This is a genomic window from Amphritea japonica ATCC BAA-1530, assembly GCF_016592435.1.
GTDB classification, from domain to species: Bacteria; Pseudomonadota; Gammaproteobacteria; order Pseudomonadales; family Balneatricaceae; genus Amphritea; species Amphritea japonica.
Map to the genome: position 1 here is coordinate 2,441,113 of NZ_AP014545.1, position 21,770 is coordinate 2,462,882.

Sequence of the window (21,770 nt, forward strand, 5' to 3'; positions counted from 1 at the left end):
ATAGCTGTCTGTAATGGAATTAGAGACAGTATAAGAATAACGAACGGGGGAGAAAAAACGATGAACTGTTTTTTCCAGATACAAGCGCGTCATTGGTACAAAATCATACTGTTTTGCTTTGCTCTACCAATATTACAAACAGCTACTGCCTCAGAAATTTTATCTGCAAAAGAGCAGGATAAACTAGAGCAACAATGGGGCATAAAAGTAATGTCTCTTCGCCAATCTGCCGCCGGATACATGCTGGATTTTCGCTATAAAGTCCTTGATCCAGTTAAAGCTAAGCAGATTCTCAATCGGTCGATAAAGCCTCAATTAATTGTTTCCAGTACAGGTAACCATTTGCAGGTACCCGCTCCATCAAAAATAGGGCCCTTACGCCAATCATCTCGAGAGCCCCGAGCCGACACCAATTACTTTATTTTTTTGCTAACCCTGGCCGCCAGGTAAAACCAGGAGATAAAGTCAGTGTACAAATTGGAAAACTTGAGATAACGGGTCTAAAAGTTAGCAACAGCTGAACCTGGAGTCATCGGCATGAATAGACTTTTTAAGCCAATACTAATCCCTGCTTTTTTTTCTGCAACACTGCTATTACCTACGTTCAGCGGTGCAGCAGTTATTTCAGATGAACTACAAGCGCAACTGGATGCAACCGGTAGCTTCGATCCGGTTGCTGTTATCTTGCAGTTCAATGAGCTAACCACGAATCAAGCTACGCTTCGTCAGTTAAGAAAATCAATAAGACAACAATTAAAAGCAGATAACAGTCTCACTAAAAAAGAACGAAAAAAATTACGTAAGTTATTACGTTCCAGAGTTATACAGTCGTTACGTAAACAGCTAAGGTTCGCCCGAAAAGACCTCAACCCACTACTAGATTTCTCAGCTCAAGGCCAGATCAAAGATTTATGGCTAATCAATTCAATTGCTCTTACTCTGCCAGCTTATATGGTAGAAGCGCTATCTCAGCTCCCTCAGATTTCATCTTTGAGAGCAGACCTGAAAACAGCAGCACCTGGTCAGGCGTATACTCCTCCTTCAGCACCAGAATGGAACATCGAAAGCATCAATGTCCCCTCACTTTGGAGCCAGGGTATTACCGGAGAAAATATCGTTATAGCTGTGATTGATACAGGAGTTGATGGAGAGCACCCGGATCTTGCAAGCCGGTTTCGGGGTGGTAGCAATGATTGGCTTGATATGCACAGCACCAGCACTGCTCCAATCGATGGATTTGGCCACGGCACTAACGTTACAGGATTAATTCTCGGCGGGGATAGCTCTGGTACTGCAGTGGGAATGGCACCTAATGCCCAATGGATTGCAGCCCGGGTTTTTGATCGCACGGGCTATGGGGCGTTGAGTGACTTGCATGCTGGTTTACAGTGGGCACTTGATCCTGACGGAGATCCATCAACCGATGATGCGCCCGATATAGTTAATAATTCATGGGGGCTGATAGGAACAGTGGGGACCTGCCAGACAGAATTCCAGGCTGATATTCAGGCCTTAAAAGATTCAGGCATAGCGGTGACATTCTCTGCAGGCAACTCAGGCCCTTATAGCAATAGTAGCCTCAGTCCAGCTAACCTTCCCGGCATCATGTCGGTCGGCGCTCTTCAACATAACCCCGATGGAAGCCTGACTGTTGCCCGTAGCAGTAGCAGAGGCCCATCCCCTTGCGATTTAAGTGCGGTATTCCCTACAGTTGCGGCTCCGGGTATTGATGTTCAAACGACGGGAATGTCATATGGAAGCGGTCAGCCATACACTGAATGGGTCGGTGGAAGCTCTTTTGCGGTCGCTCATGTATCAGGCGTAATGGCGCTACTAAAGGGTGCTGTACCTAATGCAACAGTTCTACAGCTTGAACAGGCTATAAATGAAACAGCTTCTGATATCGACGCTCCCGGACCTGACGGTAATACGGGTTATGGTCTGGTGGATGCTCAGGCTGCTTACACAAGGCTAATAGAGTTAACCGGTCCTTCGAACGCTCCTCCCATAGGAGCCAGTGACCACTACACCGTCAAAGAGTACTCAAAATTTCGAGTGTTAGCACGCGATGGGGTGCTCGAAAACGATACCGATGCAGATCAGGATATTATAACTGCCCATCTCATTTCTCCACCGAGCAAAGGACGCCTGCGCCTGAACAGCAATGGCAGCTTTGTCTATAAGCACAAGAGGGATGCCCAGACTGACACATTTGTCTACATGGTAAGTGACGGTATAGATTATAGTGAAATGATAACAGTGACCCTGACTATCCGCTCTGACGAAGATAAAGAAGATAAAGAAGATAAAGAAGATAAAGAAGATAAAGAAGATAAAGAAGATAAAGAAAACTCTGCACCTTTCGCTGTAAATGATATGTTTGAGACACAAAAAAACGTGACTTCAATATTGGATATACTTTCCAACGATCAAGATGCAGATGATAATATTAACTCCTCGAGTGTTAAAATTGTTCGACGACTTAATAAAGGCGGTAGCATAAAGGTCAATAGCAACGGAACTATCGCTTATACTCCCGCAGAGGGTTTTCACGGGTATGAGTTTTTTCGCTATCGAGTCTGGGATAAAGAACATAAGCGCTCTAATTCGGCAAGAGTTGTAATACGTGTAAAATAAGAATCGAAGGTCACTGACAGGAAATCAGTTACCTAATTATGATGCTGAAAACCGGGGGGTTACCAGCTGATGGCTACAAACAGCTCAACATCTGCTCCACTCTCTTCGCAGCTTAGTGGTGCACTCTCAACACTAACCACAGCGCTGAGTTGGTGGTTTAACCAGCTTATCTTGTTGTTACCTGACAAGATAAGATCCCGCTGGCAGCAAGATAGCCTTCGTCTGATTGTAGAACTTCAAAGCAAACAACTTACCATCAATGCTGCAAACCAACGCTGGATTCTGGAACCCCCTTGGGACGTAGCAACCCTTCCTGAACCACTGAAGCCTCTTCTAGCCAAAGCCCAGCATGCGACATTAGCCCTCCCCTCTGAAATGACTCTTCAGACAAGCCTCACTGTACCTCGAAGTGCTCGAGACTACGTCGATAATGTCGTTCGTTTTGAAATGGATAGAGTCACGCCGTTTAAACCCGATCAGGTTTACTTTGATATCGGAGCCATAACAGATATATCAGGTACGGAACAATGCAATATTGAACTCTACCTAACACCTAAAGAACAGTTAAAGACGACTCTGGAACAATTGAATCTGCTGGGAATTAAACCTGACAGGATAATTCCGCAAAAGCTTCTTACACTACATAACAGTCACTTTAACTTTCTGCCTGAATCAGATGAAGTTTCTATTAAGACTCGCTATCAACGTTTTCAGTTAAGCCTCGTATGTATCAATCTACTCATACTTTTTTCTGTCATAGCCCTCCCTCTGATAGAAAAGCAATCCCAGATAAAACATCTCAACACCGAGATCAGTCTACTTCGCAGTCAGGCTGAACAGGTATTCCAGATCCGGGATGAACGGCAATCACTTTTTAAGCAACAACAAAACTATGTAGAACTAAAACAACAACAAAACTCTACGATTACTCTCATTGCTGAGCTAACCCGATTATTGCCTGATAACGTCTGGCTTAATAAAATTTCAATGCAAGGACAGTCTCTTCGAATTCAGGGTGAAGCCGATAATGCATCAGCTCTCATTGCGCTGTTACAAAACTCAGGACAACTGACCGATGTAAGCTTTTTCTCGCCAGTTACACAGAACCCCCGGTCAGGAAAAGAGCGCTTTATGATATCGGCACAACAGCTTGGGAGGACAGCAGATGCAGTTGAATAATCAACAACAGCGCAACCTTGCTCTGGGCATACTCATAGCAGTCCTTATTCTTCTTTACCTCCTTGTGGTTAGTCCTACCGTGAGCCAATATCAGCAGGCTAATGATCAGATTGACAGCCTGACATTTCAATTGCAGCGCTATCAGCGCTTAAATGACAGTCGGCCACATGAGGAAAATCTGTTACTACAAGTCAAACAGGACTCACCATTAAAAGCTTACTTCCTGGAAGGCGAAACCCGTTCCGTGGTATCCGCTAAATTACAGCAACATCTGAAACAACTTGTCGCTGGTAGTGGGGGCCAGATTGTCAGTACTCAAGGCCTTCCTTCGTCCTCAAACAAAGAACAATTGCTCCGTAGCATTACGCTAAAAGTTCATTTCAAAGCGGGTATTGATCAACTAAAAGAGCTTTTATTTGCGCTGGAAACCAGTAAACCTGGGCTGTACATTGAAAATCTCAGCATAAGCTCCACCCCCATTAGAAATTCCAGCTACGCTCGTAGGCAAGTATTACCCCCTTTGGATATCAGGTTTAATCTTACCGGCTACAGTACTGGCAGGGATTCGTTATGAAAAACGTACGCTACCTGACTCGATTAACCCTGATACAACTGACAGTGATGGCACTCCTGATCACAATTCTGTTAGTGCAATTGTTAATCCCTGCTTCAAACCCAGAGTCTGCTGCTATGAGTGAACAATCAACACTTTCTCTTCTTCCCGAACTACCATCATTGCAGGAAGCACAACAGCAGATAGAACAATTTGACGAGATCAGTGAGCGCCCTTTGTTTTATTCTACCCGCAAGCCTCAGGAAATAAGCACGGCCATGACCGCTACTCGCAGGCCTGATCGGACACCAGAGCAAGACTGGATTCTCACCGGGATTATTCTTAACGGTGACGAAAATATGGCGCTCTTCAGTGCTATTGGTAAAAAAAATCACGAATCTTTAAAGAACGGGATGAAACTGAGCGGCTGGACACTGGACGAAATCACTCCTGACAGCGTAATGTTTAGCAATGACGGGCGTGAAATTGAGATGCAACTCATTAAACCCTCCGCACCGGCATCAAAACGATCACAGCGAAGTACTAAATCGTCATCACTTTTCATCAATAGAAGCCAGTATGGAAAAGTCGTTCGTCCATTGGATAACCAGTAGCAGGAGAGCTTGATGAGCAACACATATATTTGGAAAGTTATCCCTTTACTGATCAGCATACTGGGGCTGACCGGGTGTAATTCGTCGCCTATATATTCCGACGAAGGACTTACACCAAACCAACCTGTAGGCCAGAAAATACACCAGAGGAATCAGTCTCGACAGAGCGCAGACATAACCAGAGCCGCCTCAGCTAATTCAATAACTGAAAGGCAATCGATAAGCACGACAGGGCAACGTTTCGAACTCGTCTCTGAAGCCCGCCCTATGATCAGCCAGACTAAATCAACTAAAACAGATAGCACTGAAGGCAACATCACTCTCAATTTCAACGATACCGATATCCATGAAGTAGCCAAAACAATTTTAGGGGATATTCTTAATCGCAACTACGCAATCAATGAAGCGGTACAGATCAAAGTATCCCTTCACACTAGTCAACCACTCAGTCGCGATGCTTTAATTCCAACCTTAGATTCACTTTTATTTATGCATGGAGCGGTACTCAGAGATAACGGCCATCTGATTGAGATCATGCCGAAAAGCAACACGCTGGCTGGCGGTGTACCACAACTTAAGCTTCAAAGTGATCAGGGTTTTCAGACTTTAGTCACCCCGTTACGCTATATCTCTGCCAAAGAGATGGAGAAAATTCTCAAAACGGTCGCCTCTGAAGGTGCCCGGATTACCGTTGATGAGCCCCATAATCTCTTGCTAATGTCAGGCTCACGAACTGAACTAAGCACCCTGCTAACCACCATAGAGACTTTTGATGTTAACCAGTTAAGAGGGATGTCAATTGGCCTGTTCCGCTTACAATCAGTCGATAGCCGCACTATCCTGACTGAACTTGAAAATATATTCGGCGACAGTTCATCTGGCGCCATGGCTGGACTGGTTAGGTTTGTCCCTATTGAGCGGCTCAATACGATAATGGTGATTACACCGCAACCTCAATACCTAAAAAGTGCTCAGCAGTGGATTGAACGACTAGATCGGATGGATAATCTGGCCAGTACTTCGTTACATGTTTATAAAGTGAAGTACGGGAAAGCAGAACACCTCGCCAGCATGCTTGATCAGCTTTTTGAAGGTCAGAACTCTTCAACACCCAGTCAAAGCAGAAACCAGGGTAGTGGCCCTCGCTCCCCTTCTCCCACCACCCCTGCAGTAACAGGCTCTGCAAATGCCGTCGTTACCAGTCAGGGACGCCTGACACCGCTCCCTAGCCAGACCTCTCTGTCAAACCTTGGGAAAATAAGTATTATTGCCGATCAGGAAAACAACTCCTTACTGGTGCTTGCGACACAGTCAGATTATGCCGTTGTAGAGCTGGCACTACAAAAACTTGATGTCCTACCGCAACAGGTGTTAGTCGAGGCTACTATTGTAGAAGTCAAACTCTCCGGCGACCTGAAATATGGTATCGACTGGTTCTTTAAGAATGGCTTTGGCAACGGTGATACTGGCAATGGCTCTCTGACCAGCCCACAAAGCTCAACCGGCTTCAAGTACCAGGTATTAGACAGACTAAATAACCCTTTGGCACTCCTAACAGCATTGGCATCTGATAGTCGAATAAATGTAATATCTTCGCCTTCTCTGATGGTGTTGGATAACCAGTCAGCATCGATAAAAGTCGGCGATCAGGTGCCTATTTCCACCTCTGAAACAACCAACACATCAAATAACAGCAGCAATCTGATCACAACCTCAGTCCAGTACCGGGATACCGGTGTGCTGTTAGAAGTTACACCGCAAATTAAAGATGGTGGCTTGGTCGTTTTAGAAATAAATCAGGATGTTAGCGACGCATCGGTCACCACCTCTTCAGGCATTCAATCACCTACGATTAATCAACGCCAAATAAAAACTACTGTCGCTGTACAAAGCGGGGAAACACTGGTGTTAGGAGGCCTGATTAGAGAAAACAAAGATTTGGGTGACGCCGGCGTACCTGGAATCAAGGATGTGCCAGGTCTTGGTTTCTTTTTCGGATCAACCAGTAAAACCAGCCGTCGGACTGAATTAGTTGTCATGATCACGCCCACGGCGATCAGAAACCGAAGCCAGGCTCGTGAAGTGACCGAAGAGTTTAAACGACAGATGAAGGCACTCAAACTCTGAGTTATAAATAGCTAACAGCTTTTGATCGCTTTCATCATTAATTATGTTCAATGAAAAGCCGGGCAAACACCCGGCTTTTCATTGATATAAATATACTTAAGATTAATGCCACCCCTGTTGCCAACAGTTGCTATCTTTAAGTTGTTGCCAGGGGATTACCTGCTGACGATGAGTCAGCACCGCTTCCAGCACACACTGCTGAACAACACCCTCCTCGTCTCTTATGAGTTCAGTTACCAGAAAATGTTTCTCACGGTTCTGAGTACTCACCGCTGACCATTTGCTCAAATTCAGCTTGTCGGGGTTAAGTCGGTTCATAAAGATAAGCCATCAGAAACCTGTAATGGGTTGTACTAACTTACCGAACAATGTCGTAAAACGTAGCGGTGCATCGGTAGCAATCAAGCAAATACAATCCTCGTCGCTATCCACCAGCGGCTGATGCTCTATCTGATCATCCAGATCAGCAACATCACCCCGGCAAAACCGCCCGATTTCATCTGAAAATGAACCACGCAAGACCATAGTCAGCTCGTTGCCATCGTGAGTATGCGCCAGCATAGACTTACCTGGGGCAATTCTCAGCAAACGTGAAACTCCACGACCTTCCCAGGGCATATCATAATACGCTACTCCCGGAACAATACGTTTCCATTCCAGCTGATCCAGAGAACCCTCAATATAGTCGCTCAAAGGCGCTGGAATCTCCGGATCATGTTTAACAGGCGCCAGAGTCACTACCTCCTGAGGCGTATCGTCAAGCTGCGATAGTAGGTTAGCCAGCATAGTGTCAGCTACCGTTTCAGATTCAAGCGACTCAAGCAGCGCACCGCCTAGTGCATCATTAGCTTCTGCCAGTTGACGACACTGAGCGCAGATTGAAATATGTGTAGCAACCACCAGCGCCATTCCCTGAGACAGAGCCCCTGCTGAATAGCTAATAAGAGTTGCATCGTCCAGATGGTGATTAATGTTCATACTCACCTCCCCAGATCTGTTTCAATTTCTCTGATGCCAATCGAATTCTGGACTTAACGCTCCCCAGCGGGATATCGAGACGGCTGGCGATATCACCATGTGACCGCCCTTCGAAATATGACATATAGATAACCTGTGACTGTTTTTCCGGTAACAAACTTATAGCCTTTGCAACACGGTCAGACAGTACTTCTTGTTCACCCTGGCCCGGCTCTGCAGCTGTTTCGCTCCACTCATCCAGACTATATTGGGGGTATTTTTGTTTACGCATCCAGTCAATGCTCTGGTTACGGGCTAATCTGAATATCCATGTGCTGGCAGCAGCTTTCTCCGGGTGATACATATGTGCTTTACGCCATATAGAGAGCATCACTTCCTGGGTCACCTCCTCAGCAGCACTACCATTTACACCAAGACGGAAAACATAGGCTTTCACCTTGGGGGCAAAGTGATGAAACAGCCTGGCATAAACCTGCTTGTCAGGATTCTCTGACAAGCTAGCCAACAGATCGCTCCAATCAGAACTGCCCATATCGGCTTGACTGATTTGTACGATATTTTCCAAATCTTCACCCGGTGGTTTGTTATTCATACAGGCCTGTACGTGTTAATTAGTAATAAAGATCACTCAGTTTTAAAAAAATAATTACTCTGTAAGCTGTTATATATAAAAGAAATTGTGATCCTATTTCAAATAGACCACGTAAAGTGTTCCAAACAGATCACAGTATGGACTGATCAGATGAATATTGCCGCCCTTCGCCCAAGAAAAATTGCCGTTGTAGGATCAGGTATTGCCGGCCTGAGTTGTGCCTGGCTCCTGAATAAAGCCCACCAGGTAACACTCTATGAAAAAGACGACCGACTCGGGGGCCACTCAAATACGGTTAGCTTTGATCTCAAAGGTCAGAATATTGATGTAGATACCGGTTTTATTGTCTTTAATCCGGTGAACTATCCTAATCTGGTGAAGTTTTTTGAACATATCAATCTACCCACCTGTGAAACAGATATGACCTTCGCGGTTTCAATCAATGATGGTCAGTTAGAATACAGTGGTTCGGGATTAGGTGGTTTATTTGCTCAGAAGCGCAACCTGTTCAGCCCCCCTTTCTGGTCGATGTTAAAAGATCTGATGCGATTTTACCGTAACGCCGACGGTATGATGCTTGATTCAACACTGGCTGAAATCAGTCTTGGAGAGTTGCTACAACAACAGGGCTACGGCGACCGCTTTATTTACGATCACCTGCTACCTATGGGAGCAGCGATATGGTCTACACCAGTGAACCAGATGCTGGACTACCCGGCACTTAGCTTCCTTCGTTTCTGTAAAAACCATGGTTTGCTTCAAGTAAATGATCGACCTCAGTGGCATACAATTCCCGGCGGGAGTATCGGCTATGTTCGTAAAATAGCAACAGAGCTTGAGGGTAAAATAAAACTCAATAGTCGTATTCATAAAGTAATACGCCAGCCCGAAGGCGTTATTATTGAAGATCTTCATGGTGCTCGAGAACACTACGATGATATCGTACTGGCTTGCCATGCAGATCAGGCCTTATCTCTGTTAGCGAACCCTACCCCCGAAGAGCAAACTCTGTTGAGTAGCTTCCCCTATCAGCGTAACCAGGCTTTTCTCCACCTTGACCAGAGCCTGCTGCCTAAAGATAAAAAAACCTGGTCCAGCTGGAATTATATGGCCTCAGGCAGTGGCCGCGATGATCGAAAAGTATCCGTCAGTTACTTGATGAACTGCCTTCAACCGCTGGCAACAGAGCAACCTATCATCGTTTCACTTAATCCTCTAAAAGAGCCTGCACCAGGCAAAATGATACGTAGTTTTTTTTACGACCATCCAGCCTTCAATAAAGACTCTCTGAAAAATCAACAAAAGCTTTGGAAGCTTCAGGGACGCCAGAACACCTGGTTCTGCGGTGCCTGGTTTGGCTACGGTTTTCATGAAGATGGTATTCAATCAGGTTTAGCTGTTGCTGAACAGTTAGGCGGTATTCCACGCCCCTGGCAACTGGAAGAACCCAGCAGCAGAATATTTGTAACCAATATCTCGACTAAAGAAAACAACGATACTGATCATCTGGAGCAAGCCAATGGATGAGTTTAATTCGGCGATCTATACCGGTGTGGTTATGCATCATCGGTTTACACCGAAGCAACATCGTTTCATCTATCGGGTATTCTCCCTCTGTCTTGACCTGGATGAGCTACCTGCCCTGCACACAAAATTCAGACTCTTCAGCCGCAGCCGCTTTAGCCTTTTCTCTTTCAGAGAAAGTGACCACGGACGAGGAGACGGAAAGCTACGCGAAGAGATTACAGAACTACTATCAGAACGGGGATATGCTTCGGCCACCAGTCGCATTGAACTGCTCTGTTATCCTAGAATCCTGGGCTATAGCTTCAATCCTCTAAGCGTTTACTTTTGCTATAACCAAAAAAATGAGCCCGAAGTAATCCTCTACGAAGTCAGTAACACTTTTGGGCAGCGGCATTGCTATTTATTAGTGAATGATAATCCAACAGAAAAGATAGTCCGGCATAACTGCCATAAATTAATGTATGTGAGCCCGTTCATGCCAATGGACACCGCCTACAGTTTCAGAATTCTTCCTCCACGAGAGAGTGTCTCGGTCTGTATTCACCAAAGCCGCAAAGAGAATGAAAAAGAGACCCCTATTTTAAACGCCACGTTTAGTGGCCAGCGATTAGAGATCTCTGACCCTGGACTGCTAAAGCTTTTTTTTACTCACCCTTTGATGACACTGAAAGTCATAGGTGCAATTCACTGGGAAGCTTTGCGACTCTGGGTTAAGGGCCTTAAATTACAACCCCGAAACACCTCTAAAAGTTACAGTATCAGCTGGTCAGATCATGATGGAGAAAGCCACTATGAAAACCTGTAATTCATCTGTTTCAACAGTCGTAAGCAACTCTCAGATCAAGCCAGACTATAAGCTCGACTATCTACATAAAGAAAAAAACCCCGTTGGCTGGAACAAAAAATTCTCAATCGATTTCGCAACTCTCTGAGTAAATCCAAAGGTAGACTTCATCTGATAATGCCAAGCGGATATCACACAAGTTTTGGCGACCAAAAAGGCTTTGAAGTCACCATTAAATTGAATAATCTGCGCTGTCTTTTTAGGCTTTTCACCGGAGGCTCAACTGGATGGGCAGAAGGTTATACCGCTGGAGAATGGGACACTCAGGATCTGACGTCACTGCTTCGTTGGGGGCTGCAAAACGAGACTATGCTGGAAAATATTGCGAAAGCTGGCCATCTGAAAAAACTAGCACATAATATCTATCACTGGCGCAATCAGAATAGCCGCACAGGAAGCCGTCGCAACATAGCGGCTCACTATGATCTGGGTAATGATTTCTATGCACTCTGGCTAGACAAAACGATGTCCTACTCAGCGGCCCTGTTTGAGTCCGATGAACAAAACTTAGACGCTGCCCAGATAGCTAAATACCAACAGATTATCGACATGCTTGGGTCGAAACAAGACGATCATATTGTTGAAATCGGCTGTGGCTGGGGCGGTTTTGCTGAGCAGTTACTACAACAACATAACGTCAGAGTTCATGGGGTAACTCTTTCAGAAGAACAGTTGCAATGGAGCCGTGACAGACTGGCTGCAGCGGGCTTAGATAGACGCTCAAACATTAGCCTGACCGATTACAGGGACCTGATTACCCGATACGATGGTGTAGTATCTATTGAGATGTTTGAAGCGGTAGGTGAAAAATACTGGGATACCTATTTTGAAACCCTAAAAAGCTGCCTTAAGCCCTGTGGCAAAGCTATCCTTCAGGTCATCAGTATTGAAGACCAACGATTTGAAACCTATCGGGAACAGGCTGATTTTATACAACGCTATATTTTTCCTGGCGGTATGTTACCCAGTATCAGTCGCCTGAAGCAAAAATTTGTAGAGCATGGGTTTGAGCTGCAGCAGGAGAAACTATTCGGTCAGGATTATGCGCTTACTCTGAAACACTGGCGCGCGAGCTTCGAGCAACAAACTGAAGCCTTGGAAAAGCTTGGCTATGACGAGCGCTTCAGGCGTCTATGGCGCTACTATCTTTGTTATTGCGAAGCAGGCTTCGAAGAGGGATCCATAGATGTTGGACTGTATCAACTAATAAACCGCAACCCATAAGCAGTCTAAGATAGATACATGGCTGACTAGCTTTGTATCTATGTCAGAAACCCAAATAGCATGCCGACCAATTAACGTATCATTTCCAATTCATCCAAATAGTCATCTCGAATATCCAGATAGTCCATATCAGGTAACCCAAGATATTCAAGCGCGGGCTTTAGTTCATAACTTTGTGACAGTGGGCTATCCAGACGCCAATACCTGCGGTAGCTGTCACTAATATTTTTAGCCAGTAAGACAATACAAAAAAGGGCTTTGCTACTCTCTGACACTTCATCATGCTGATTCAACAAAGCGACAGGGTAGTCAACCTGTACTCTGATGGCATCACAAATATCATCAGAGATCTGCCAGGCTTCCGCAATCTCAGCACCTACCGTAAAATGGTCAACACCAAAAAGCGCCCTTTCTTTCAGGCTAAGCGTTGAATGATTCAGGCCTTCATTTGAGTTAAGAAACTCACGATATTCAGAATAGCTTTCTATCATTAATGGCACCCCACAATCGTGAAGCATCCCCAAAGCATATGCACGATCAGGATTTTCTGTCGTCAGTTGGGGGGCCAGACGCGCAGCCAGTTCTGCAACCTCAACCGAAGTATCCCAAAAGCGATCCAAACGCCCCACTTTTGAAAGAGACTTTCTCAGCAATATCAGCTCTGTCAGGGTATAAAGACGCTTTAAACCCAATCGCATCACCGCTTGATGCAACGATTTAAAATGACTGGCTCCTGAAAAAACAGGGCTATTAGCCGTCGACATAACAACGGTGAACAGCGATACATCCGCTTTAATAATATTAACAACTGCATCCAGACAAGGCTCGCTTTGCTGCAGTATGGATGTAAGTGATATAAGAGTCTCTGGACGAGGAGGGATAAGATAAGGTTTCGGGCGCATACATACAACCATGCATCAATCTGAATATAGCGTTTATTGTAACATCAGCCGACGACGACTAACTTAACAACAGATACCCAAACTGGGCTATATCGGAGTTCCGAATGAGTGGTTTATAGTAATTTTTCGATTGCTACCTGTCTTTATAAGCCGCCCTGTTACGAATTATGCGTATCAGCCTTCCTAATAAGGGGAACTGTTGCATCAACAAGCTGGCATCCCAAAAATCCTGATGTTTTACCACCAGCAAAGCGGTATTAAAACATATGCGACTACAACCTTCGGTAGAGAAACGACCTGTCAGAGATGAAACAGCGGAGAAACGCCAATAAAGATAACCAACATTGCCCTGTATCTGGGAGTCAAACAGATCAAAACGAACATCGTCCAACTGCTCAAACATCTCGGCCATCACACCGATAAAAGATGCCTTTCCCTGAACAGTATTAAATGGATCACTAAAACATACATCCTCGGCGACCAAGTTTGCTAATGTCTCAAGGCTGTCCGGTTTAAGTTGCGTTAGCTGCATGGCATAACCATCAAACGCTTCTCTAGTAAGCAGCGATTTATCTAATGAGTCATAGGTTTCAGACATGTTTACCCGCTCCTGTGGTTCGACCTATTAGTTTAAAATACCAGCTATAGGGCAACAATCTGAAGAGCTTTAACCAATAAACAAATCGACGTGGAAATACTATCTCAAAACGCTTACTCAAAAGCCCCTTCACTATTCGCATGGCAGCATCATCCGGCTCCATCAAAGCTGGCATCGGAAAATCGTTCTTATCCGTTAGCGGGGTCCGTACAAAACCAGGATTGATCAGCTGAATTTTGATACCGCTCCCTTGCAGATCAAGATAAAGAGATTCACATAGATTAATCAACGCAGCCTTCCCCGCCCCATATGCAGCGGCAGTTGGAAGCCCCCTGTAACCGGCAACAGATGAAACCACCGCAACCTGACCTACTATACCGGGCAGTAAACGAGCATGTGGCGAGCCTTCGTTCCGAATACAAGCCTTATTAAGATAACGGTATAAGATTGGCTCAAGGCAGTTGATGGTTCCTTGTAGATTAATATCCAGCAGCGCTTTGCAACGTTGTGCAGAGAACTCTGCCGCAGAAAAAGGGTCGTGACTGCCTGCATTTAATACGATGAGTTCAGGTAATACTCCCTCACCGTCCCAGACATTAAACTGCTTATTAACCGCCGCTAAATCACGAATATCCAAAGGTACTGCTATTAGCTTGCCGGAGCACTCTGCCAGTTCCTGCTGCAGCAGTTCTAGCTGTTCGGTCGTCCGTGCTGATCCATACACAATAACGCCATTTCGACAGAGTAATCGGGTAAGCTCAGCCCCTATACCTCTGCCAGCCCCCGTCACCCAGGCGCTCTTCCAGGGCAGATCCATCGCTAATACCTTAGAGTTCATTTTCCCTCCGTCAGATCACAAACAGGCTCAACATCACCCGCTATAGCGACTTCTGCATCTGATAGCTTACGAATATGCAGAGTCAGCTCTCCCACCGTAAGACCAAACTTTTTCAGTTTGGTACGATTAATCAGGTTGTTCTCATCAATCAGATAGAGCCAGTCATCCAGGTTTATATCCCATACCTTCCCATTCACCGGGACCTGCAAGGTATACCGCCAATTTAAGGTATTACCCTGAACCTCGCCTGACGCCTCACCGACAATATCCCCTGCTGTACCCTGATAACGGTTCCCTTGTTTAACCAATTTCCAGCAACGGCTCTGCTGCTCTCCATCACTGAAATAAAACTGCTCATCCAGTATTCCCCGGTCACCCTGCCATTGCCCGGTGATATCCGCCTTAAAGCGCCGGGTGACCTTGCCAGAAAAGCTTTGCACCATACCATAAGCCACCAGACGTCCATCAAAGAAACGATTTAACTCCAGGACCGGCTTATCATCCCGGTAATCATCAACTGTGACCGCGCAGCCCGGCAATGTCAGCAATAATGGCAATACCAGGGGCAATAACGTTGTCATATTAATCATATCCATCTCCACATTAATCTCCGGTTCTTCCGGTTAGGGCTTTGGTGAGCTGGGGAAAATAACTGTTATCCGATAACCAGATATTAAGAAACGCCTTGCTAAACTTTCTATCCGATAAGGTGCCAATATGCTGCTGGTTATAATAAAAGCGTCCCTCCCCCTCCGCTGTCTGAAAAAAGGCCAAAGAGTCTCCTTGACTGATGTCTGGCCAGATTTCCTTTAGCCTTAGCAACCAGGGAGCATAACTATCAACGTCAATACCTGCCCTGTCCCACTGCTTCTCTGTCTCATCAAGGAGATTCTGTCTGCTGATCTTGCGCTTATACTTCAGAGTCAACAGCAAAGGCCCAGAAACCGATATAAAGCGACCTTCGGGGCTAGCCAGTGTTGCGGTATAAAGGCTAAACCAAAGTAACTTCAACTCCGCTTGTCCAACAGTTTTCATCGTGACCGGCAGATGCTCAGGCTTCGCATGAAGAGCCCCAGCCGCGAATATCATTAGAACGAAAAATAAAAGATTAAGTCGCATCAGAAAACTGCTCCGTAAATCGCTGATCACTTAACCAAAGCAGTAGCGGGAAAAGTACCATCCACACCAGCACCAGAAGAAGAAAGGCTTGAAAAAAAGGAAAACCAAAGCCTACTGCGCCAAAGTTAGCCGCAGCAACATAAGTCAGACCGCCGGATACACCTCCGCAGATCGTAGCAAGGGCCCATCGCCCATGGAAAAAGCGCATACTTTGTCGCAGCGTGGCGCTAAAGCAGAACCATAGAAACAATAACCAGAGAGGCGGAAACGCAGAAATACCGAAATGAAAAATACCGGTAGCAGTCAATAACACATCAACAGCAAAGCCTGTTAACCCGCAACTCAATACCACCGCTGTTTCATGGACGGGATGGCTATGTAACAAAAGATGTAATATTAGCAAAACCGCTAGTATCACCAGGCTTGAATCGGTCAAAAGGATGGCGCACCACCAGCACAGCTGAAAGGCGCCCAGATTGAACCAGAAGTGTTGTGAATAGCCTGATCGAATAAAATAGTTCATACACTTGTTACGCTATACAGATAAATAAAGATCAGTAAAATTGACTTATAGCCTAAACTGAATACGCCAGAACATTTACCAAGAGCATGAAAAACACAAGAAATTTGTTTTAATAATTAATTGAAAACCCCTCAATTTGGGAATATGAAAACTTTGTTCGTTTGAATTATGCCTGTACTATGCTGACTGTTTTCTATTACTACAATCCGGTAAAAAGGACACCTTATTGATTTCCAGTATCCCCACAAACACAACTCAGCTCCTTGTCAGGCATATTGCTCAAACGGACCTGATCACTGGCAATCCTGATACCCCAGCTAAGTCGCTGATAGAAACAATGGCGACAAAGCGTATCGGCTGTATTGTGATTTGTGAAAACCAATGCCCTGTTGGCATAGTTACCCGTCGTGACCTGATAAAGTTATGGCAGGATGAAAATCAAACCGCGCCAGCAACGCAGTTTATGACTTCACCAGTCCTGACCATTTCAGAAAATGAATCAGTCGACAAAGCAGGGCTTCGATTTATAGCGGACGATGTACGTCATCTGGTGGTTACCACTTCATCGGGTGAAGCTTGCGGTATCATCTCCGAGACTGATGTCGTTAACAGTCACAGTATGGAGCATGATCTTTTCCTCCGTTCGGTGATGGATATTGCAGATCTGTCGCCTGAAAGCATCAACGGCAATGAGACCGTTCTTTCTGCGCTTCAACGTTTAAAAGAATCAGGACGCTCGGCATTATTTATCAATCTGAATAATCAAATCTGTGGCATCTTCACAGAACGGGATGCCGTTAATTTACTTGCCAACAGCCAACAGAACGATTCAATCATTGAGCTATGCAGCAACACTCTGGTCACTATAGAGCAAGATCTGAGCTTATATAACGCGCGTAAAGTGTTCCATGAACACCAGTTTCAACATTTAGCTACGACGGATAATCAAGGAGAGATTACCGGTCTTATTTCATACTCTGATATTCTCAACAGCGTCGAGCATGATTATGTCTATCGCCTGCGCGAACTTTTATACGAGCGAGATGTAGCGCTAGAGCAGTCACAACATAATCTGCGTCTGGCTGATAAAGTTATAGAAGCGTCGATGGAAGCGATTGTTATCTGTGATCGCAACGCAAAAATCCTGCGGGTTAATCCCTCTTTTACAGAGATCACAGGCTATTGTAGCAATGAGGTACTGGGTAAGAACCCAAACATCCTCAGCTCCGGGCGTCACAATAATGAATTCTATGAGCAGATGTGGCAAAGCCTGCTTAAAAAAGGGGTCTGGCAAGGAGAAGTCTGGAATAAGCGCAAAGATGGCTCTGTCTACCCTGAATGGCTCAGTATTACCGCCATCTCCGATGAAAATGGCGAAATCACTCAATACGCATCAATTTTTTCTGATCTGACAGAAGTCAAAAAGTCTGAGGCACGAATAAAGCGCCTCGCCTATTTCGATGAGCTGACCAAATTACCTAACCGCAAGCTGTTTAACGATCGCCTGCAGCTATCTTTAGGCTATGCCCGGGAGCACGAACACCGTGTCGCAGTCGCCTATATTGACGTCGATTTTTTCCAACAGATAAATGATTTGCATGGCCATGAAATCGGCGACAAAGTTCTCAAAGAGATAGGACGACGAGTCGAAGCACAGCTTGATGATGGCGATACCGTTGCCCGGTTCGGAGGGGATGAGTTTAACCTCATCCTGACCGATGTCGATAACAACCCTCACATCAGTGAATTTCTGAATCGGCTACTGAATACAATCAGTCAGCCTATTCTGATTGATAATACCGAGTTAAAAGCCACCGTTAGCATCGGGGTCAGCTTTTTCCCGACCGATGCAACCGATGCAGAGACGCTGCTTAAATGTGCCGACTCAGCGGTACATCTGGCTAAAGATTCCGGTCGCAATAGCTTACGGTTTTTCTCTTTAGAACAGCACAAGCTAATTCATTCGCGTTATCAGCTAGGCAGTGACCTGCAAGCCGCAATCAGTAACGGTGAATTCCAACTGTACTACCAGCCTAAAATTGATCTGAATAATGGTCAGTCAACTGCCTGTGAAGCATTGATAAGATGGTTACACCCTCAACTAGGCTATGTATCTCCCGCTGAATTTATCCCTCTGGCAGAAGATATGGGTCTGATTACGCGTATCGGCCAGTTCGTCATTGAAGAAGCCTGTCTGCAAATCGCCGAATGGTGTAAGCAGGGCTTGGAAACAACCGTGGCAATCAATATCTCTGCCAAGCAGTTTTTACACGCTGATATCGCTTCTCAAATTTTAACAATATTGGACCACTACAATATCCCTGCTCAGTTGCTTTCTATTGAATTGACCGAATCCTGCTTCCTGCATTGCCTGGAAGAAACTCAACGAGGTATAGATACTTTACGGAGTAACGGCATCCAGGTGGCAATTGACGATTTCGGAACCGGCTACTCAAGCCTTAGTTATCTTCGTAACATTGCGCTAGATATCCTCAAAATTGACCGGAGCTTTCTGGTAGATATTGAGAAATCTGAGGTGGATTGTTCAATCGTCTCATCTATCATCGAAATGAGTCACGTCCTTGGCCTTAAAGTTGTTGCTGAGGGTATTGAGTCACAAGGACAACTGGAGATACTTAAATCAATGGGGTGCGATCAGATGCAGGGTTTCCTTCTCGCCCGGCCAATGCCCGCAGAAGCATTTTCACACTGGTATTTGCACCAACCGGATACTGAGTAAAATCGTTCACACGAAATATTCCAGCAAAAAAACCAGTCCTGCGACTGGTTTTGCTTACATGCTCTGATCCGGATGAGCGTTGGCAAATGCTGAAATATTTTTACAATTGGTTGCTATTCTATTAACAACTTTCAGCTGATCTGTTTCAATATTAAATCGTTGCGCATTATATAACTGAGGAATAAGGCAGATATCAGCTACAGTCGGCTGCTCTCCAATGCAGAAATCACCAGTCTTATCAGAAGCTCCGAGAAACGCCTCCAGTGATTCCAGCCCTACTAACATCCAATGTCTATACCATGTGTTTCGCTGCGTCACAGTAATCCCAACGTCATCCGACAGGTAGTTCAACACTCTGAGATTATTAACCGGATGGATATCGGATGCGATCATTCCCACAATTGAGCGCATTATCGCTCGCTCGTTGATATCTGCAGGAATAATTGATGGCTCGGGAACCTTTTCATCGAGGTATTCGCAGATTGCGATTGACTGCTGAATCAGTTGCCCCTCATCGTCAAGAAGAGGGACTAAACCCTGAGGATTTTTCAGCAAATAGTCCCTGCCCCGCTGTTCGCTTTGCAACAGATCAACGGGAACCCGGGTATACGCAATTTTCTTTAGGTTCAGAGCAATCCGAACTCTGTAAGCGGCAGATGAGCGAAAATAATCATATAGAATCATCTCAAAAACCTACATAGAAGCGTGCACACATGAAGATAGACCCAACGACTTATGAGAACTCTTCGTCATGCAACCAGGCCGCATGCTTAGGCGCTTTCTTGGTCTGATCCCATTCCTCTAGCATCAATGGAGCAACCTCTGCCAACTGTTTCATCTGTTCTGGCGTCCCGGAACGATAGGTCAATTCCAATCGATGACCATTCGGATCAAAGAAATAGATTGAATGTATGATTCCGTGGTTTGTGACGCCTAAAACATCAAGCCCTTTCGATTCAAGCTCCTCTTTTGCAGCGAGTAAAGCATCACGACCTTCCACTTCAAAAGCGATGTGCTGAACCCACTCCGGAGTATTAAGGTCCCGACTCATTCCGGGAGAGTTAGGTAGCTCAAAGAAAGCCAGAATATTGCCATTTCCTGCATCTAAAAACAGATGCATATAAGGGTCTGGCTCTTTCGTCGATGGAACTTTGTCTTCAGCAATGGCTACTAAAAAATCCATATTCAGATAGTGCTTATAAAATTCAACAGTTTCTTTTGCATCGTTGCAACGGTATGCGACATGATGAATCTGCTTAATGTTTATCATGGAGATTCCTTACATTAGTTTTCTTATTTTTAATAACAGAGCACTTTAACTGGATAACCATGGCCATCCATTGTTCTTAAGGAATAACGGTTCCAGACACCTCACCAAAACCTATCCTGCGAGCACTACTATTGCTGCACCAGCCTTTAAGAATGACTTTATCCCCATCTGCCAGGAAGGTCCGCTGTTCACCATTAGGTAAAGAGAAAGACTTTTTCCCGCCTGAACTTAGTTCTAACATAGAACCGGTCTCCCCTTCGCTCGCACCTGATTGAGTCCCCGTACCCAGGAAATCACCTGTTCTCAGATTACAGCCAGTAACCGTGTGGTGAGCGATCATCTGGGAGAGGGTCCAGTAAGATTGAATGAAATTCGATTCGGCAAGCTGTACAGCTGGAGAAGATGCTTCACGCATTTGTTCTGTTTCCAGATAAACTTCTAATTTAATATCTATCGCTCCCGCATCTCTCAGAGAGTCAGAATCCAGATAAGCAAGGGGCTGTGGATCTTCAGCGTCCCTTGTCCAGTTTGCTCTAAATGGCGCCAAAGCTTCCATGGTTACGATCCATGGAGAGACCGATGAGATAAAGTTTTTAGATAAAAAAGGCCCAAGCGGCTGGTACTCCCACGCCTGAATATCTCTGGCTGACCAGTCATTCAACAGACTCACACCAAAAGCGTGATCTTCTGCACTGTCTAAGTCGATCGGAGTCCCTAGGTCATTGCCAACACCCATATAGACACCCAGTTCAAGCTCATAATCTAAGCGTTTACAAGGGCCTAACGCTGGAGCTTCCACATCAGCTGATTTTGTTTGGCCTGAGGGTCTGGCGAAATCATTACCTGAAACAACAATTGACGAGGCCCTGCCATGATAGCCAATAGGTACCCACTTATAATTTGGTAACAACGGGTTATCAGGCCTGAACAGTGAGCCTACTGTTGTAGCATGGTGTATCGATGTATAAAAATCAGTGTAGTCACCAATGCTGCATGGGAGGGAAAACTCAACCTGGTCCTGAGGGACTAAACATTCAGCTAGCAGCTGTTTAACCTCTTCTGAGATATCGTTCCGCAACAACTGAGATAACCTTAATCGCAAGGCCGACCAGCACTCTTTCCCCAGTGCCATAAACGCATTCAGAGAATCTCCGCCACAAGCCTCGATACCCGAGAGCGCCAGCCCCCCGAACAAATCAGTTTCCTTAGCCTTAAGCAGGTCAACGATCTGATCTCCAATCGCCACACCGCCTCTGAAAAACTCAGAACTTTCCTGCCTGCGAAAGATAGCAAAAGGGAGGTTTTGAATAGGAAAGTCAGTTCCGGGCGCATTTGCCGTGTCTACCCAGCTTATTAAATCCGGACTGTGAGTTTCATTAAGTGCAGTCATTGTTGTTCTGTCCACCATCAAAATAGATATCACTACACTATAGACATTGATAAACAGTACACAATACGCATAATTGAACATTACTATTCCATAAATGGAACAAAATAGAACGTTT

The 21,770-nt window shown here is 45.3% G+C and carries 22 protein-coding genes; 10 read left to right on the forward strand and 12 right to left on the reverse strand.

The genetic code is table 11. The features are described 5' to 3' along the window. The first annotated feature begins 60 nt into the window (after positions 1-60). The 6 genes from AMJAP_RS11370 to gspD all read left to right on the forward strand — a co-directional run bounded on the left by AMJAP_RS11370 (position 61) and on the right by gspD (position 7,110). Complete coding sequence (locus AMJAP_RS11370; protein ID WP_201356375.1) at positions 61-450, forward strand: hypothetical protein; 390 nt, start codon at positions 61-63, stop codon at positions 448-450. A gap of 87 nt (positions 451-537) precedes the next feature. Beyond that, entirely contained in the window at positions 538-2,637 is a 2,100-nt protein-coding gene (locus tag AMJAP_RS11375; RefSeq protein WP_019620441.1) for a S8 family serine peptidase, read from the forward strand. A 69-nt stretch (positions 2,638-2,706) separates the two neighbouring features. Beyond that, positions 2,707-3,816 carry a PilN domain-containing protein gene (locus AMJAP_RS11380; RefSeq protein WP_019620440.1) on the forward strand — a complete coding sequence of 370 codons (1,110 nt, stop codon included), beginning with the start codon at positions 2,707-2,709 and terminating at the stop codon, positions 3,814-3,816. Beyond that, complete coding sequence (gene gspM, locus AMJAP_RS11385; RefSeq protein WP_019620439.1) at positions 3,803-4,390, forward strand: type II secretion system protein GspM; 588 nt, start codon at positions 3,803-3,805, stop codon at positions 4,388-4,390. Before AMJAP_RS11380 ends, gspM begins: the two co-directional genes overlap by 14 nt. Further along, positions 4,387-4,983 (forward strand): hypothetical protein, encoded by a 597-nt coding sequence (locus AMJAP_RS11390; RefSeq protein WP_019620438.1) that lies wholly within the window; start codon positions 4,387-4,389, stop codon positions 4,981-4,983. Before gspM ends, AMJAP_RS11390 begins: the two co-directional genes overlap by 4 nt. Before the next feature lie 12 nt (positions 4,984-4,995). Then, the gene (gene gspD, locus AMJAP_RS11395) at positions 4,996-7,110 is read left to right on the forward strand and encodes a type II secretion system secretin GspD (RefSeq protein WP_156815102.1); all 2,115 of its coding nucleotides are present in this window, start codon (positions 4,996-4,998) and stop codon (positions 7,108-7,110) included. Between the two features lie 102 nt (positions 7,111-7,212). Here gspD and AMJAP_RS11400 read toward each other — a convergent pair whose 3' ends face one another. The 3 genes from AMJAP_RS11400 to AMJAP_RS11410 are packed head-to-tail and all read right to left on the reverse strand — an operon-like array spanning position 7,213 to position 8,680. Further along, positions 7,213-7,428: a TIGR02450 family Trp-rich protein gene (locus AMJAP_RS11400; protein ID WP_019620436.1), complete on the reverse strand. Its 216-nt coding sequence runs from the start codon at positions 7,426-7,428 to the stop codon at positions 7,213-7,215. Positions 7,429-7,440: 12 nt separating this feature from the next. Further along, positions 7,441-8,088, reverse strand: a complete 648-nt coding sequence (locus AMJAP_RS11405; protein WP_019620435.1) for a ChrR family anti-sigma-E factor — start codon at positions 8,086-8,088, stop codon at positions 7,441-7,443. Then, the gene (locus AMJAP_RS11410; protein ID WP_019620434.1) at positions 8,078-8,680 is read right to left on the reverse strand and encodes a sigma-70 family RNA polymerase sigma factor; all 603 of its coding nucleotides are present in this window, start codon (positions 8,678-8,680) and stop codon (positions 8,078-8,080) included. Before AMJAP_RS11410 ends, AMJAP_RS11405 begins: the two co-directional genes overlap by 11 nt. A 150-nt stretch (positions 8,681-8,830) precedes the next feature. Here AMJAP_RS11410 and AMJAP_RS11415 point away from each other — a divergent pair, with 150 nt between their 5' ends. The 3 genes from AMJAP_RS11415 (at position 8,831) to AMJAP_RS11425 (ending at position 12,275) form a co-directional block, all read left to right on the forward strand. Next, positions 8,831-10,207: an NAD(P)/FAD-dependent oxidoreductase gene (locus AMJAP_RS11415; RefSeq protein WP_019620433.1), complete on the forward strand. Its 1,377-nt coding sequence runs from the start codon at positions 8,831-8,833 to the stop codon at positions 10,205-10,207. Further along, entirely contained in the window at positions 10,200-11,012 is an 813-nt protein-coding gene (locus AMJAP_RS11420) for a DUF1365 domain-containing protein (RefSeq protein WP_019620432.1), read from the forward strand. Before AMJAP_RS11415 ends, AMJAP_RS11420 begins: the two co-directional genes overlap by 8 nt. 156 nt (positions 11,013-11,168) lie before the next feature. Continuing rightward, on the forward strand, positions 11,169-12,275 hold the full coding sequence (locus AMJAP_RS11425; RefSeq protein WP_201356376.1) for an SAM-dependent methyltransferase: 1,107 nt from the start codon (positions 11,169-11,171) through the stop codon (positions 12,273-12,275). Between the two features lie 71 nt (positions 12,276-12,346). Here the strand turns inward: AMJAP_RS11425 and AMJAP_RS11430 are convergent, their stop codons facing one another. From AMJAP_RS11430 to AMJAP_RS11455, 6 genes are all read right to left on the reverse strand, one after another. Then, positions 12,347-13,177: an HDOD domain-containing protein gene (locus AMJAP_RS11430; RefSeq protein ID WP_169336932.1), complete on the reverse strand. Its 831-nt coding sequence runs from the start codon at positions 13,175-13,177 to the stop codon at positions 12,347-12,349. 133 nt (positions 13,178-13,310) lie between these two features. Continuing rightward, positions 13,311-13,775 (reverse strand): nuclear transport factor 2 family protein, encoded by a 465-nt coding sequence (locus AMJAP_RS11435; protein ID WP_019620429.1) that lies wholly within the window; start codon positions 13,773-13,775, stop codon positions 13,311-13,313. Then, entirely contained in the window at positions 13,768-14,613 is an 846-nt protein-coding gene (locus AMJAP_RS11440; protein WP_019620428.1) for an SDR family NAD(P)-dependent oxidoreductase, read from the reverse strand. Before AMJAP_RS11440 ends, AMJAP_RS11435 begins: the two co-directional genes overlap by 8 nt. Further along, positions 14,610-15,203 carry a DUF3833 domain-containing protein gene (locus tag AMJAP_RS11445; protein ID WP_236588721.1) on the reverse strand — a complete coding sequence of 198 codons (594 nt, stop codon included), beginning with the start codon at positions 15,201-15,203 and terminating at the stop codon, positions 14,610-14,612. Before AMJAP_RS11445 ends, AMJAP_RS11440 begins: the two co-directional genes overlap by 4 nt. Positions 15,204-15,216: 13 nt before the next feature. After that, the gene (locus AMJAP_RS11450; protein ID WP_019620426.1) at positions 15,217-15,732 is read right to left on the reverse strand and encodes a chalcone isomerase family protein; all 516 of its coding nucleotides are present in this window, start codon (positions 15,730-15,732) and stop codon (positions 15,217-15,219) included. Beyond that, a complete protein-coding gene (locus tag AMJAP_RS11455) occupies positions 15,722-16,255 on the reverse strand; it encodes a DUF2878 domain-containing protein (protein ID WP_019620425.1) in 534 nt (177 codons plus the stop codon). Before AMJAP_RS11455 ends, AMJAP_RS11450 begins: the two co-directional genes overlap by 11 nt. Positions 16,256-16,481: 226 nt before the next feature. Here AMJAP_RS11455 and AMJAP_RS11460 point away from each other — a divergent pair, with 226 nt between their 5' ends. Then, the gene (locus AMJAP_RS11460) at positions 16,482-18,995 is read left to right on the forward strand and encodes an EAL domain-containing protein (RefSeq protein WP_019620424.1); all 2,514 of its coding nucleotides are present in this window, start codon (positions 16,482-16,484) and stop codon (positions 18,993-18,995) included. Between the two features lie 54 nt (positions 18,996-19,049). Here the strand turns inward: AMJAP_RS11460 and maiA are convergent, their stop codons facing one another. From maiA to fahA, 3 genes are all read right to left on the reverse strand, one after another. Next, positions 19,050-19,679 carry a maleylacetoacetate isomerase gene (maiA, locus tag AMJAP_RS11465; protein WP_019620423.1) on the reverse strand — a complete coding sequence of 210 codons (630 nt, stop codon included), beginning with the start codon at positions 19,677-19,679 and terminating at the stop codon, positions 19,050-19,052. A 49-nt stretch (positions 19,680-19,728) separates the two neighbouring features. Next, the gene (locus AMJAP_RS11470) at positions 19,729-20,265 is read right to left on the reverse strand and encodes a VOC family protein (protein WP_019620422.1); all 537 of its coding nucleotides are present in this window, start codon (positions 20,263-20,265) and stop codon (positions 19,729-19,731) included. A gap of 76 nt (positions 20,266-20,341) precedes the next feature. Beyond that, a complete protein-coding gene (gene fahA, locus AMJAP_RS11475; protein ID WP_019620421.1) occupies positions 20,342-21,655 on the reverse strand; it encodes a fumarylacetoacetase in 1,314 nt (437 codons plus the stop codon). Positions 21,656-21,770: the final 115 nt, after the last annotated feature.

Coding starts and splice junctions, on each gene's coding strand:
- AMJAP_RS11370 (WP_201356375.1), top strand. CDS start 61: ATGAACTGTTTTTTCCAGATACAAGCGCGTCATTGGTACAAAATCATA.
- AMJAP_RS11375 (WP_019620441.1), top strand. CDS start 538: ATGAATAGACTTTTTAAGCCAATACTAATCCCTGCTTTTTTTTCTGCA.
- AMJAP_RS11380 (WP_019620440.1), top strand. CDS start 2,707: ATGGCTACAAACAGCTCAACATCTGCTCCACTCTCTTCGCAGCTTAGT.
- gspM (WP_019620439.1), top strand. CDS start 3,803: ATGCAGTTGAATAATCAACAACAGCGCAACCTTGCTCTGGGCATACTC.
- AMJAP_RS11390 (WP_019620438.1), top strand. CDS start 4,387: ATGAAAAACGTACGCTACCTGACTCGATTAACCCTGATACAACTGACA.
- gspD (WP_156815102.1), top strand. CDS start 4,996: ATGAGCAACACATATATTTGGAAAGTTATCCCTTTACTGATCAGCATA.
- AMJAP_RS11400 (WP_019620436.1), bottom strand. CDS start 7,428: ATGAACCGACTTAACCCCGACAAGCTGAATTTGAGCAAATGGTCAGCG.
- AMJAP_RS11405 (WP_019620435.1), bottom strand. CDS start 8,088: ATGAACATTAATCACCATCTGGACGATGCAACTCTTATTAGCTATTCA.
- AMJAP_RS11410 (WP_019620434.1), bottom strand. CDS start 8,680: ATGAATAACAAACCACCGGGTGAAGATTTGGAAAATATCGTACAAATC.
- AMJAP_RS11415 (WP_019620433.1), top strand. CDS start 8,831: ATGAATATTGCCGCCCTTCGCCCAAGAAAAATTGCCGTTGTAGGATCA.
- AMJAP_RS11420 (WP_019620432.1), top strand. CDS start 10,200: ATGGATGAGTTTAATTCGGCGATCTATACCGGTGTGGTTATGCATCAT.
- AMJAP_RS11425 (WP_201356376.1), top strand. CDS start 11,169: ATGCCAAGCGGATATCACACAAGTTTTGGCGACCAAAAAGGCTTTGAA.
- AMJAP_RS11430 (WP_169336932.1), bottom strand. CDS start 13,177: ATGCGCCCGAAACCTTATCTTATCCCTCCTCGTCCAGAGACTCTTATA.
- AMJAP_RS11435 (WP_019620429.1), bottom strand. CDS start 13,775: ATGTCTGAAACCTATGACTCATTAGATAAATCGCTGCTTACTAGAGAA.
- AMJAP_RS11440 (WP_019620428.1), bottom strand. CDS start 14,613: ATGAACTCTAAGGTATTAGCGATGGATCTGCCCTGGAAGAGCGCCTGG.
- AMJAP_RS11445 (WP_236588721.1), bottom strand. CDS start 15,203: ATGATTAATATGACAACGTTATTGCCCCTGGTATTGCCATTATTGCTG.
- AMJAP_RS11450 (WP_019620426.1), bottom strand. CDS start 15,732: ATGCGACTTAATCTTTTATTTTTCGTTCTAATGATATTCGCGGCTGGG.
- AMJAP_RS11455 (WP_019620425.1), bottom strand. CDS start 16,255: ATGAACTATTTTATTCGATCAGGCTATTCACAACACTTCTGGTTCAAT.
- maiA (WP_019620423.1), bottom strand. CDS start 19,679: ATGATTCTATATGATTATTTTCGCTCATCTGCCGCTTACAGAGTTCGG.
- AMJAP_RS11470 (WP_019620422.1), bottom strand. CDS start 20,265: ATGATAAACATTAAGCAGATTCATCATGTCGCATACCGTTGCAACGAT.
- fahA (WP_019620421.1), bottom strand. CDS start 21,655: ATGACTGCACTTAATGAAACTCACAGTCCGGATTTAATAAGCTGGGTA.